This is a genomic window from Occallatibacter sp., from assembly GCF_035317045.1.
Taxonomy (GTDB): domain Bacteria; phylum Acidobacteriota; class Terriglobia; order Terriglobales; family Acidobacteriaceae; genus Telmatobacter.
In genome coordinates this window covers 85770-99606 of the sequence record NZ_DATHHT010000012.1, presented here as the reverse complement: position 1 = coordinate 99606, position 13837 = coordinate 85770, and the positions used below count along the sequence as shown (strand labels likewise).

General features: G+C 58.0%; 10 protein-coding genes. 4 read left to right on the top strand and 6 right to left on the bottom strand.

The genetic code is table 11. The annotated features are described in order from the left end of the window. Positions 1–506 precede the first annotated feature (506 nt). Complete coding sequence (locus tag VK574_RS05705; RefSeq protein ID WP_472798851.1) at positions 507–2768, top strand: acyltransferase family protein; 2262 nt, start codon at positions 507–509, stop codon at positions 2766–2768. 790 nt (positions 2769–3558) lie between these two features. On the opposite strand, the gene VK574_RS05700 is transcribed toward VK574_RS05705, so the two are convergent. Further along, on the bottom strand, positions 3559–5274 hold the full coding sequence (locus VK574_RS05700) for a trehalase family glycosidase (RefSeq protein WP_472798850.1): 1716 nt from the start codon (positions 5272–5274) through the stop codon (positions 3559–3561). 397 nt (positions 5275–5671) lie between these two features. Here VK574_RS05700 and VK574_RS05695 point away from each other — a divergent pair, with 397 nt between their 5' ends. Both VK574_RS05695 and VK574_RS05690 read left to right on the top strand, forming a co-directional pair. Beyond that, on the top strand, positions 5672–6388 hold the full coding sequence (locus VK574_RS05695) for an energy transducer TonB (RefSeq protein WP_472798849.1): 717 nt from the start codon (positions 5672–5674) through the stop codon (positions 6386–6388). Between the two features lie 122 nt (positions 6389–6510). Continuing rightward, a complete protein-coding gene (locus VK574_RS05690; protein ID WP_472798848.1) occupies positions 6511–7665 on the top strand; it encodes a lactonase family protein in 1155 nt (384 codons plus the stop codon). Between the two features lie 259 nt (positions 7666–7924). Here VK574_RS05690 and lpxC read toward each other — a convergent pair whose 3' ends face one another. The 5 genes from lpxC to VK574_RS05665 form a co-directional block, all read right to left on the bottom strand. After that, the gene (gene lpxC / locus VK574_RS05685) at positions 7925–8863 is read right to left on the bottom strand and encodes a UDP-3-O-acyl-N-acetylglucosamine deacetylase (protein WP_472798931.1); all 939 of its coding nucleotides are present in this window, start codon (positions 8861–8863) and stop codon (positions 7925–7927) included. A 304-nt stretch (positions 8864–9167) separates the two neighbouring features. Further along, positions 9168–10091: an alpha/beta fold hydrolase gene (locus VK574_RS05680; RefSeq protein ID WP_472798847.1), complete on the bottom strand. Its 924-nt coding sequence runs from the start codon at positions 10089–10091 to the stop codon at positions 9168–9170. Positions 10092–10150: 59 nt separating this feature from the next. Then, on the bottom strand, positions 10151–11170 hold the full coding sequence (locus VK574_RS05675; RefSeq protein ID WP_472798846.1) for an isocitrate/isopropylmalate dehydrogenase family protein: 1020 nt from the start codon (positions 11168–11170) through the stop codon (positions 10151–10153). 299 nt (positions 11171–11469) lie between these two features. Continuing rightward, positions 11470–11946 carry a transcriptional regulator NrdR gene (gene nrdR, locus VK574_RS05670; protein ID WP_472798845.1) on the bottom strand — a complete coding sequence of 159 codons (477 nt, stop codon included), beginning with the start codon at positions 11944–11946 and terminating at the stop codon, positions 11470–11472. Between the two features lie 52 nt (positions 11947–11998). Next, positions 11999–13132, bottom strand: coding sequence for a DegT/DnrJ/EryC1/StrS family aminotransferase (locus VK574_RS05665; RefSeq protein ID WP_472798844.1), 1134 nt, complete (start codon positions 13130–13132; stop codon positions 11999–12001). A 278-nt stretch (positions 13133–13410) separates the two neighbouring features. On the opposite strand from VK574_RS05665, the gene hfq reads away from it, so the two are divergent. Beyond that, positions 13411–13716 (top strand): RNA chaperone Hfq, encoded by a 306-nt coding sequence (gene hfq, locus VK574_RS05660; protein WP_472798843.1) that lies wholly within the window; start codon positions 13411–13413, stop codon positions 13714–13716. Positions 13717–13837 lie beyond the last annotated feature (121 nt).

Genomic DNA, 13837 nt, shown 5'->3' with positions numbered 1-13837 from the left:
TCACGGGTAGTCGCTCACTCAACCGGATCGAACGAGTACGACCTTCCGCCAAACAATTTCTGCTGAACGTGATTGTCCAATTGATCTTGGTGCTTATCACCTCTTCGGCGCCAGAAATCGCCTCGGACAACCGAAGCCTGGCGGGCCCCAGAGAGATCGTCTGGCGCCCACGCGCCATGACCACTTGAAATGTTTCCTCGTCCGAGTTATGTTCCTCGGGTCCGTCCGGACAATCCTCTTCGTAGTATCTTCAGATATGACTGCGCGTCGGGGTTTTTGCGGCATCGTCTGTTTCTGTGAATGTGCGGCCGCTGGCGTGAAAGGCATAAAACAACCCCTGCAGCGATACAACTGATGGGTCATATCAATGCGAAATGTTGCGTAGTACTTTCCAGGTGTCTTCCCAAAAGCCGTCTTCAAACAAGATCGGCTTTACCCATGTCAGAGGTCGTTTCCGATCTTTCTGAATGCAGTTGCAGCATATAGGTCGCTTTTGGAAGGTTTGAATGCTGCACAGAGACCGGGAAATTGTCTCCTCCATACAGGCGCTACGCGCCATCGCTGTTGTTTTCGTGGTCCTAAACCACTTTTTTCCCGCCCACCTTCCGGGTGGCTATATCGGCGTAGATGTATTCTTCGTGGTTTCGGGCTTCCTGATCAGTTCTCATCTTCTCAGGGAACTAAAGGGCGGAAGCTTGAACTTCAGCCGCTTCTATCTGCGCAGAGCCCGTCGTTTATTGCCCGCTTCTCTGCTCGTGCTGGGTTTAACTTGTTTAGCAATCTCTCTGTCGATGCCCTCGGCTTGGCAAGTGACCAATTTGAAAGACGCCGCCGCCGCCGCTATCTATGGCGTGAACTGGCGGTTTGCGGCAAATGCTGTCGACTACTTCGCCGAAAGCAATGTTTCTTCTCCAGTCAATCATTACTGGTCGTTGTCGGTGGAGGAGCAATTCTATCTGGTCTGGCCGGCGCTCATGTTTTTCTCTCTTCGTCTCGCTATCGCCAGAACCCGGCGAACCGCCGAGAGCCTGATCCCTGTTGTCATCGGGGTTCTGATTGTTACTATCGCGCTGTTTTCGCTGGTATCGGCGATCCTGGCGGTGCACCGTAATCCGACAAGCGCCTACTTCCTGACCTATGCACGCGCGTGGGAATTCGCTGCCGGCGGTTTGGCCGGCCTGATGCTTACCAACCTGAAGAATCGGCTGCAGGCGGGTTGGATTAAGCCGCTTTTCGCTGTCGCATGGCTGGCCCTGATCGCTTCGGGTTGGTTTCTCAGGCCGGAGTCAGGCGTTCCGGGTCTTTTCGCGGCACCGGCGGTTCTCGCTGCGTCGATCGTCCTCGTCATCGGAGACGATCACGGTTCACCTCTCGCGAGCCGAATCATAGGTTTTCCACCGGTTCAGTGGATCGGCGATATCTCCTATTCGCTCTACCTCTGGCATTGGCCGCTCTTGATACTCGCGCCTCTCGCTCTGGGAGTCATCAAACTGGGAGTCGCTGGTCGGATAGTCCTGCTCGGATTTTCGTTCGCCCTGTCTGACATCACCAAGCGGCATGTTGAAGATCGCTTCCGTTTTGTCTCGCCTATCCAAAAAGACGCGACCCGATCGTTGCGCAACTCGCACGCTCTTGTCACTTATCTGTCATTATCGGCTTGTTTGGCAACGTTTGCTTTTCTAGGCGCCCGATTCCTTGAGGGCGAGTCAATCAAAGCCGGGGAAAGACTCTACCGCCTTTCGATGGATCCAGATCCATGCTTTGGCGCCCGCGCGACCGAACCCGGCGCGAATTGTCCGAATTCTCATCTCTTGGCCGACAGGGTTTTCGCCATGCAAAGCCGGAAGACACAGATCAACGAGTTCCCTAATGGACCTTCAGTAGTGAGGTTCCGCGATTTCGTCGATTGCCAGAATGTACTGGGCGATTCCGCTCTCGCTCCTTGCGAGTTCGGCGCGGCGGAAAAAGCGACTAAAGAACGCATCGCTATTTTTGGCGATTCTCACGCAGGCATGTGGGAACAGGCTCTAGCTACTTTTGTGGCGCCGCGAGGTATACGTGTTCGATCCTATCTCGCCTCATCCTGTGCCATCACAACCGATGACCGCTCACTTGATTCCTATCTGCTTCCGGAGTATCGCGACGCTTGCCGGGCCTGGCGGCGCGCGGCTACAGCAGCGATCATTGCCGACAAGCAGATTGGCACGGTTGTCATATCGGATAATGCCTACAAGCAGAAGATTCTCAACGAAACGGGCAACTGGAGCGAAGACGACGGTCGCGGGGTAGCTGAAGTCCTGGAGCGTTTTCGCACCGCGGGAAAGCGAGTGGTTGTGATCGACGACGTTCCGAATCTACCGTTCGCGCTTCCCGATTGCCTTGCTCGGGCAAGAACGGACAACGATCCGTGCACTTTCGATGAAAGCGAGCTTTCGGCTAGCACGCCGCTTGGACGCGCAGTGGCGCTGATGCCCGCAGGAGAGGTCGATTATTTGAACTTCAAAGATGTATTCTGCGATGGTGCGCTCTGCCACTCGGTGATCGGTGGCATTCCAGCCTATATAGACACGAATCACATTACTGCGCCCTTCGCGCGCAGCCTGGCGAACCGCATCGAGAAATCGATTTCGAAGAATGAACCGGCTGAACCACATCGATCACCGACTGTGTCAACGCAGTCTGGACAAATCCGCTCGTCGCCCCATAGCACTTCGGATCGTTATCACAGTTCTAGACTAACTGCGCAGCTTCATCACACGCTTACGTGATCTGAGGCAGTCAGTGTCAACTGGCGGCCAACAAAACGTTCCTGTGCAGGATCAATCCTGACGAAGCACATGAATCCAATTTTCGAATCCAGAGAATTGTGCCACTATTCCGAATCAGCGCACAGATCAATCCCGGAGCGAAGATCGTTGCAAAGACGGTACGGGTGGTGATTTGCAGGTTCGGTCGATTCGTTTTGGACGGAAGAATGGCGCTACGAACGCCGGGAATCTGGGTCTGCCACTGAATGCTCGACTGCCGATCCTTCTTCCGAGGCCCCATGAGTTTGAGTGCAGCGGATAAGGTTCTTTGGCGATCTTCGAGATTTGGGTCGGATCGTGGGCATTCCGGAAGTTTGTCGAGAAATGACCTGAGTTGCGATGCCAAGTGTCCATCTCTCTTCTGAGACCGAAACACTAACTCCGCCCAGCTCCGAAAACTTGTCAAGACCCCCATTCCCATTATTCCCGCTAACTGCTTCATTCCACTCGCCAAAAACTTTCTGCCGTTTTGCAGGTAATTTCCTTCGCGTGGCGCACAATGTACTTGAAATGCAGATCCTTCACTCTACGAGTCCACGAATGATGAAGAGGCCTCTGATCTCTGTTCCTGATTTCAGATTTTGTTCGCTAACCCCTGTCTTTTCGAACCTCTACAGCTAACCCCAATTCACACAGATCTCTAGTGCCACCCCGCTTCTGCATTCCAATGAATTCAGGAGACTTACCCTAAGAGGGTGGATAATAGGGGGGGCGATATAGGAGCCGGGTCCATGTGGGACATCCTGCTGCCTCAATCAGCCGCCTTGGCTCTCTGCGTCTCCGCGATCTGCTTCATCTTCAGATACACCGCGTTCGTCCACCCGAACCCGATCACGTTGGTTTTGTATCCAGCGCTCACCTGCACATTCGCATTGCCTGACACTACGTTGTATTTCTCGCGAATCGTGCCGTCATTCGCAAACCCCTGGTCGACCGTCGCATCCCACTTCGCAGCCAGCCGGCGTGAATCATCTCGGAAACCCGCTGCATCAAGCCCTGCGACGCCTACCCAGTTTGTCGGCGCCCATCCGAAGGGCTCATCCCACTGCATCCCCGAGTCGGTATGGCTCATCGACAATCCGCCCGGCCGTTCAAATAGACTCAGTTTCGCCACCACCTTCACTGCTTCCTCGCGCGAAGCCACACCCGCCCACAGAGGATAGAGCGAAGAGATGTATGCGTAGTCCGACGATTTGTGCTTTTCGAAATCGTAATCCGCAAACACGCCCTGTTGCGGCTTCCACAGATAGCGATGAATCGCCGCGTTGCGCATTTGCGCCCGTTTGCCCCAGCGCGACGCCTCCGTCCCATTTCCCAGTAGCAGTGCGATATGTTCCAAGTCGCGCTCATAGCGGTAGAGCAGGCTGTTCAGGCACACCGGCGCATAGTGATGCGTCGATCCATCGAACGGCCCGAAGCGAAAGCTCGGATCGAATCCCGACTCGCGCATGGCACGATCGCCCAGGTAGAAATCCTTGCTCAGCCTGTATCCATCGGCATACGCGCGCATGCACACCACGCTCGCCTTCACATCGCAACTCGTCAGTTTCAGCCGCGCAGCCTCTGTCTCATTGGGGCTCTCTGCACCCTTCACCAGGTAAGGCGCGCCTGCTTCTTCAGCGCTCACCGCCTTGGGATGTGCCTCAAGCCAGCGAATCACATCCGAGTAGTAAGTGCTGTCGTCCGCCATCTCCGGCACCGGCCCCGTGCCGTAATCGAAATAGCGCGCCAGCCCCGTAACGCCCGCCTTGTGTTCCGGCCGCGTCCACGTCGAGTAGTCCTTTTCCGCCAGCGTGTACGCGTGCTCCAGCCATGCACGCGCCTCGGTGCGGCCTGCCGGTGTTGCGGCAAAGCTTGCGGGATTCTCATACACCGCACGAATCATCGAGGTGAGAAACGGCGGCTGCGACCGCGTCAGATAGTAGGTGCGATTTGCATTCAGCACCACGCCGTAATGCTCGATCTCGAAGAGGAAGTTGTCCACCATCCCCTTCGCCAGGGCTTCGTGATGATCGGCCTCGAGTCCCAGCAGGATGAAGTAGCTGTCCCATCCATACATCTCGTTGAAGCGCCCGCCCGGCACCACGTAGGGATTGGGTAGATAAAGCAGCCCCGCCGCAGGCAACTCCTCCGGCCGAACATCGCCCAGCTTCTCGATGCGCCTCGGCAGCGACACCACCTTCACGTTGCACTTTTCGCTCAGCGCCGAAACCTCGGGCGGCGCCGGCACCTCTGCCGGCATGTAGAGAATCGGATTCGCCGTCACCTTGATGTCCACCAGCGAGTGGCAGTCTGTCATCGACCGCGTCAATGTGGTCCATGCATCGTGAATGTAGGCAAGCGTCGCTGCCGCGTCCGGGGCCTTGTTGGCCGCGACAGCCCCTGAGTCCTGCGGCGTCTCCTGCGCCCATGCGCATGAAATCCCGATTGCGGCGAATGCAAGCAACAACAAGCGAAGCAGTTTCATACGAGCTCCGATTCTCTATTCGTGAATGCCTTGGAGTTTACCCCACCCGCGTACAGAGAGAGAATCAGCCACCACCTCAAAAATCTGTGTCACCCAGAGCGACGCACGCCTGGGGCCCCGTCGCGCAGTCATGCGCGATGGGGTAGCGTCGCGAAGGATCTGCTTTTGTTCCTCACGATGCGCTTCCCGCCCACGAACCCCACTCACAACAACATTCAGGAACATTCCTCAAACCCGCGGTGTCTACATCAGCACAGTGGCTCCGATGGGGATGAACGGAGGGCCTTAAAACCGCACGCCGCGCCAACCCGCGCGTTCGAGGCGGCTGAGGCCGCCTGCGCTCAAAAGGCTCTCCGCCTCCCACGGCGCGGCTGAAATCACCCTTGGGAGGCAGGCCATGTTTGAAGACTCGACATTCGAATCCACCGGAAGAATCAAAACCCGCAGCCGCCGCTGGATGTTCGCTGCGCTCGTCCTTAATGGTTCCATCCTTGTTGCGCTGGTCCTCATTCCTCTCATCTACCCTGACGCGCTGCCGAGCCACTTCATCGCTCCGCTGCTCGTAGCGCCGGCCGCGCCGCAACCTGAAACACCGCCGCCTGTGCACGTTCGCCCCGCTTCGTCGCACGACTTTTCAGAACTCGACAACGGCCGCATCACGGCGCCGCCGACCATCCCGCCACACATCAAGTACACCGACGGACCCGAGCCCGGCTTCGACCACAACATCGCGGCGGAGATAGGGAGCAACGGCCCCGGTGGCAACGGAGAGAGTCCGTTCGGCCCGCGGCAGCCCGTCACAGTTGTCCATCCCCCTGCCCCGGCGAGCCTGCGCCTGCCCTCGAGGCTGGTTGAAAGCACAATCATCTACAAAACCATTCCGCAATATCCGGCCATCGCCAAAGCGGCGCGTCAAGAGGGGATCGTAGTCTTGCAGGCTGTGATCTCGAAGTCCGGCACCATCGAGCATCTTCAGGTCGTCAGTGGACCGCCGACGCTGCAGCAGGCCGCACTCGATGCCGTTAAGACCTGGCGCTATCGCCCCTACCTGCTCAACGATCAGCCCATCGAAGTGGAAACGACGGTGAGCGTGATCTTCAAACTCGAGCGCTGAATCGATGCGTTCGTCCGCCGCCCCTCCGTCATGCATGCGCATCCAATACCAGATGCGCATGCACCGCCCGGTCACACTGCATTGGCGCAACTGCAGGCTCATCGGCGAAAATCAGTCTTGCCATGCGAATCGTTTCCCGTCGTGATTTCGTGATGTCTGCCTCCGCCGCCGCTCTTGCCGCCGCTGCAACAAAAAGCTTCTCTGCACCGCACATGCGACGCGTCTTCGTTGCCTCCGGGACGCCCACCGGAATCCTCTCTTTCGATTGGAATCCCTTCAGGGGCGAACTCGCCGCCGCCGGCGTTGCCGCTAACGTCTCCACCGTCGACTGGATCTGCTTCTCTCCCGATCGCAAATTTCTTTTCGCCGCCTGCGAAGTCGACAGCTTCAACGGCAAGCCCACCGGCGAACTCGCCAGCTTTCGCGTTGTGGGCGGCAAACTCGAGCAGATTTCGGGGCAGAATTCAGCCAGCAAGGGCACATGCCACTGCGCCATCGACCACACCGGCAGCGTTCTCATTGCGGCCGACTACGGCGGTGGCAGCGTCGCCAGCTTCAAAGTCACCGACGGCAAGCTCAGTCCACTGGTGTGGAGCGAGCACTACACCGTGCACGGTCCCAATCCCGATCGACAGGAGGCCGCGCACGCGCATTTCGCGTCGTTCTCGCCGGACAATCGCTTCGCCTACGTCAACGATCTCGGCGGCGACATGATCCACATCTATACGTTTAGTCCCGAGACCGCCACACTCAAGAATGCGGGTGCATACAAGTCGGAACCCGGTGCAGGCCCGCGCACGCTTCACTTCCATCCCAACGGCACAACGGCCTACTCGATGAACGAGATGACCTCGTCGGTCGATGTTTTGAAGTGGAACCAGGCAGATGGCAGCCTCACGCGCGTCGACACCGTGCACCTTCTTCCGCCGAATGCGCCGCTACCGGATCCGAAGGATGCGCCCCAGGGAAACACGGGATGCGACACTGTCATCGCGAAAGACGGACGTTTTGCCTACTTCGCGAATAGGGGAACTGATTTTCTCTATAGCTTCAAGGCCGATCGGGCGACGGGTGCGCTCTCGCCGATGGAGCGCACGGGAACAGGTGGAAAAACCCCGCGCAACTTCACGCTCGATCCCAGTGAGCGCTGGATGCTTGTCGCCGATCAGAACTCAAGCAATCTTGCCGTCTTCGCGCGCGACCCGGCCACCGGCAAGCTTGCCAATGAGGGCAAAACCGTAGCCTGCCCCACCCCCATGTGCATCCTGTTTACCTGAAGATTCGCGCGCCCGGCACCGAATCACTGATGTCACCCGCTCTGTCATTCCGCCGCACTTTCCTCCTAGCTCTGTCATTCCGACCGACCAACGGGAGTGGAGGAACCTGCAGTTGCTTTTTCTGCCGCACTGCCATCACTGTGATCGTGCTGCAATCATGTTTCCCGGCGGCCGCACCGAGGCACCGACGACTGACTAGAAAATTCCGCCTTTGTATTTAGGGTTCGAAGCACGATGCGATTGGAGCGAGGTGCTGAAACTAAGCGCCGATCAAAGCCGGCCGCCGCATCGCCGCAACCGTCAGTGATTCATCCTCGGCCTCTGCCGCCTCAGCCGGCACATGCGCCAGCTCCCATGCAGAGCGATCCTTCATCAACCGGGCTACCAGCGCGGTATGCATCGCGTGTCCTGCGCGCTCGGCCACGACTAGACCTTCGATCCGCCGTCCCGCGAGGGCCAGATCGCCGATCAGGTCCAGCACCTTGTGCCGCACATATTCATCGCTGAAGCGGAGCGGTCCATTCTCCGGCCCATTCGGGCCGAGCACAATGGCATTCTCCGAACTGGCACCGCGAATCAATCCCATATCGCGCAGTTTCTTCTCATCTGCCTTGTAGCCGAATGTCCGTGCCGGTGCGATGAATGTGCCATAGGTCTCCGCGGCCAGATCGATGCTCGTCTCCTGCCGTCCTATTGGGGAGGGGAAGTCGATTCGATACTGGATGCGATACCCCGAACCCGGATACACGCCGATAAACTTGTCTCCCTCGCGTACTTCGAGCGGCCGCAGCACCTTGATCGACTCGCGCTTTCTGCGCTGCGTCTTGATGCCCGCCTCGCGGAACGCTTCGACATATGGCATCGCACTTCCGTCCAGAATTGGCAGCTCCAGGTTGTCGATCTCCACAATCACGTTGTCGACGCCCATGCCGATCAACGCGCTCAGAAGGTGCTCGGTTGTCGAAATCAGCACGCCCTGCCGCATCAAGCTCGTCGCGTAGCTCACCTTCGCCACGTTGCGGCCTGTTGCGGGAATTTCAAAATTGTCGAGGTCGGTTCGCCGGAAGACGATGCCCGAACCGGCCGGCGCAGACAGCAGGCGCATGGTCACAGGGGCGCCAGAGTGCAACCCCACTCCTGTGAATTCCAAGGGCCCTGCAATTGTCTGTTCCAGGTGCGCAGTCTGTCCCAAATTTATGACTCCGAAGCAATAAGAATTCCACGTACGGGGGTCGCAACCGTAAGATTAGACGCTAAATAGAAAAACGCAGTGTGGCAATTCTGCAACACTGCGCGCAATTCACGGCAACATTCGCACCGGCCGGAATACAAACTATTGCCAATCAAGCTGATAGCTTGGAGACGCCAGGGTAACTAACATGACATCAGAGGCCGGCGGGATGCCACTGAAGTCAACACCCGGTGTGAAAAGGGCGATCCTTCTTCGCCGGAGATTCGCCCCCTTCTAAGCGCTGGCTCCGGTCCTTCCAGCCCTCGCAACCCTATTTAGCACTCAAAAAATCTTCCACCACCTTCACGTACTTATCCGGCTCTTCATACGAGGGCAGGTGCCCGCTTTTGGCGAAGACCTCCAGCTTCGCACCGGGTATGGCTTTGTACATTCTCCAGGCATTGAGCGGAGCGACATTCATGTCATGGCGGCCAGTAATCACCAGCACGGGGAGATTGAATTTCGGCAACTGCGCTGTCATGTCGATCTTCGCGGCGGACTGACTTACTGCCGCACCCACGCTGGGAACATAGCCGAGGTCTCCGATGTGCGCGAGGTAGGCGTGCAGTAAGTCTTCGCTATAAAAAATCATGCGGAAGTGATTTAGCAACTGTTTCTGAGCGGCTTCGTCGGTGTCCCCTGACTGCTTCTGGATTGCGGCGTCTTCTTCTTCGATGTCAGGAAAAACCTGCGGAAGTAAGTGCACCATATCCTTGAAAGCTGGCGGAGGAGAATCGCTCAGAATCAATTTGTGCACGCGCTCAGGATGCGTCGACGCATAGGCCATGGCGAGAAATCCGCCATACGAGTCGCCGACAAGGTCAACCTTCTCGAAGCCAAAATGCGTCCGCACTGCCTCCAGGTCGCCGACCTGTGCATCCATGGTCTGCGAGGCGCCCGGCTGCAGGTGCTTCGAGGCCCCCGTTCCGCGCTGATCGTAGAAGACGACTTGACGCCTTTCGGCGAGCTTCTCCCAGACATTGTTCTGGATCATGTATTTGTGCGAGAGCCCGGGACCTCCGTTCACAGCGATTACGGGAGTTTCGCCCGTGGGTTGGCCGTAAACTTCATAGCCCAGATCGACGTCGGGAGAGTGAATCACGCCGGTGACGGGAGCACCTGTCTGTGCTACTGATCCGAGGGCGAAAAACGAGACCACACTGATTAGGAGACTAGGAAGGAGCCTTCTTTGCATGGGAATCAAAACTCCTTTGAGACGCGCTTCAGATCGTTGCATCGTTCCACGACGATCCGTCAGTTGGCTTCCATCGCCGCAAGGACCGCGTCGGCAAACTGTGTCGTGCCGCAAGAGCCACCGACATCGCGGGTCAAGCTCTTGCGCTCCGTATAAACAGCTTCGAGAGCCTTCTGCACCTTGTTGGCGGCCGTCTCCTCATCCAGGTGGTGGAGCATCAGCACCGCCGATTGCATCAGTGCCGTCGGATTGGCGAGGTCCTTGCCGGCTATGTCGGGCGCTGACCCATGCACAGCTTCAAAGATCGCGCATTCATGGCCGAGGTTAGCCCCGGGCACAAGCCCCAGGCCGCCGACGAACGCCGCGCAGAGGTCGCTGACGATATCGCCGTAGAGATTCTCGAGTAGCAGCGTGTCGTACTGGTAAGGATTCATCACCAGCTGCATGCAGGTGTTGTCGATGATGTGCTCGCCGTAAAAAATCTCAGGAAATCCCTCGGAGACCTTGCGCGCGCAGCGCAGAAACAGCCCATCCGACATCTTCATGATGTTGGCCTTGTGGATGGAGTGAATCTTCTTGCGCCCATGTTTGCGCGCGTATTCAAACGCAAACTTCGCGATGCGCGTCGAGCCTTTTTCCGTGATCACCTTGATGCTCTCGACCACGCCGGGAACGACCTCGTGCTCGAGCCCGACATATTCGCCCTCGGTATTTTCACGCACAATGATGAGGTCCACGCCCGGCCACTTCGACTCAAGCCCAGGCAGGTTCTTGATTGGCCGGAAGTTGACGAACAGGTCAAACTGCTTGCGCAGCGTCACGTTGATGCTCTTGAACCCGCCGCCGATCGGCGTCGTCACTGGCCCCTTCAAGGCCACCCTGTTGCGCGTAATCGAGTCGCTAAGATCGGCAGGAATGTACTCGCCAAAGATCTCAAAGGCCTCGGCTCCAGCGGCAAAGCGCTCCCACTCCCACTTGATTCCGGTTGCCTCGAGGATGCGCACGACGGCCTGCGTGACCTCAGGCCCAATGCCGTCTCCGGGAATCAACGTAACTTTGTGTGTTTTCGTTTCAGACATGATTAGCTTCCAGTCCTCTGGATCATAGCTTCTAGCTTATCCTGCACTCCGCATCTCAATCGAATCGATCTGTATCAGGCAGTTGAAGACTAAAGATCGGAGCTAAAGCGTGTTTCATAAATCGACTTCGTGTCGGCCCGACCTCAGTCGTGCCCGAAAGAATACGTGGCCTTGTGTCAGGCCCGACATCGGTCGTGCCGAAAAGAATCGAAACGATTAGGGGTTTTAACCCCTGAGGAATTTCAACCAGGACGCCTGCGACATTTGTGAAATCAGCTCTGAGACTACGAACTGGATTCCTACTTCTTGCTCTTCCCAGTCCGATGACTCTCCAGCAGGTCTTCCAGCTCTTCCTTGAACTCGCGCACGTCCTTGAAATCCCGATACACCGAAGCAAAGCGGATGTAAGCGACGGTGTCGAGGCCCTTGAGGTGCTGCATGATCAACTCGCCGATCTCGCTGGTAGTGCGCTCCCGCTCCGGCGCATCCATCAGATAGCTCTCCGTCGCGTCGACTACCTTTTCCAGCTGAGTCGAGGAGACGGGCCGTTTCTCGCACGCGCGCAGCAGGCCGCTCAGAATCTTCTGCCGGTCGAAGCGTTCGCGACGGCCGTCTTTCTTCACCACCATGTAGGGAATCTCGTCGATGCGCTCGTACGTGGTAAAACGTCGAACGCACTTCTCGCACTCGCGCCGGCGCCGAATCGAGTCGGCCTCTTTGCTCTCTCGCGAATCGACGACTCGATCTTGCAGAAATCCGCAGTAGGGGCACTTCATTCTGAGTCGATTCTACGGTATGCGAGAACAAGTTTCCGAAGCAGCGAATTCGTCAGCTCAGAAATGCAGCGATCGCATCGACCACGGTTTGCTGTTCGTCTTCGCGCAACTCGGGGAAGATCGGCAGCGCGAGAACCTCGCGCGCGGCGCGCTCCGATTCGGGAAAGTCTCCTTGGCGGTAACCGAGGCCCTTGAGCGCCGCCTGCATGTGCAGCGGCACCGGATAGTAAATCTCCGAACCGATCCTGCGTGCCGCCAGAAACTCGCGCAATGCATCGCGGCGCGCCGTCCGAATCACGAACTGATGCCACACGTGGTGTGCGCCGGGAACTTCCTGCGGCAGGATAATGCCCTGTGCCGGTCGGGTTCCTGCCTCGGTGACGCCTGCCGCGTGAAACAGAGCACGATAGCGCTCTGCAATGGTCCGCCGCGCTTCGTTCCATCCCGCAATGTACTTCAGCTTCACCCGCAGCACCGCGCCCTGGAAGCCATCCAGCCGCGTATTCCAGCCCAGTTCGTCGTGGTAATAGCGGCGGCGCATGCCGTGCTGGCGCAGCGTGCGGGCCAGTTCAGCCACGTCGTCGGAGTTGGTCGTCACCATCCCAGCGTCGCCGGCTGCACTCAAGTTCTTGGTGGGATAAAAGCTGAATGCGGCGGCATCCCCCAACCCGCCCGCCTTCGTGCCTTTCCACTCGGCTCCCCACGCCTGGGCGGCGTCCTCGATTAGCTTCAGCCCATATTTCTGATTCAGGCGCGAGAATCCGTCCCAGTCCGCGCACTGGCCGTAGAGGTGCACCGGCAGCACTGCGCGCACCGGCACCGCCTGCGGATCCTTCAGAACCGCCTCCACCGCCGTCGGCTCCAGGTTGAAGGTCACGGGATCGATGTCGGCCAGCAACGGCTTCGCGCCCGTCCGCAGAATTGCGCTTACCGAAGCGAAGAAACTGAAGGGGGTTGTTATAACCGCATCGCCCTCACCGATGCCCGCCGCAGCCATCGCCAGCCAGAGGGCGTCTGTCCCGGAAGAGCAGCCGATAGCGTGCTTTACGCCCAAATGCTCAGCTGCGGCATTTTCGAAAAGTGCAACCTGCTCGCCTAGAATGAATTGCTGCGTCTCTAGGACATGCCGGAGCGCCTCGAGCAATTCCTGCTGCAGCGGCTCGTACTGGCGCTTAAGGTCCAGCATCGGCACTTGGATTGCGGCGGAATCAGGGGCTTTTGGCACGAAAACATGGTAGCAGCCAGCCCGAATCCACGGTTATACGAGGGCGTTCCGCCGGAGTTGCGGCAGTGTAAATTCGGGCCAGGAGAGTTGAAAAGGTTTGTAAACCGCTATATTGTTGTCACATTGCGGGATTTGGCGGCTCCGGGGCTTCCGGCGCCGTCCTCGCTGATTTGTCTTATCACACGGACGCAGCACGTTGGCATCCAACCATTCTAAGAATAGAAGCAGGAGATCGGCATATGGAGAACAAGCCGGCACAGAACATTCAGGACACTTTCCTGAATACAGTTCGCAAAGACAAGACCCCCATAACGATTTATCTGGTCAGCGGCGTCAAGCTGACGGGAAAGATCCGCTCCTTCGACAAGTACTCTGTTCTGCTGGAGAACAACAGTCAGGAGCAGCTCATCTTTAAACACGCCATTTCCACCGTGGTGAGCAACCGGAGCGTGATGCACGCGGAGCATCGCCCTGCTTTGGCAGGGATGGGACCGGCCGCCGTGCCTGCGCCTGCGCCTCCAGCGACCACCGCGGAACAGAGATAAGACAGGGAGCGCCCTCAATTGGCAGTTGACGGCGGTGCCAGAGGCCGGCATCAGGGCCGAGTTGCTTCGACGACCTATACGGGCCGTTGGAGCGACACGCCGGAGCGTGCGGTTCTGGTTG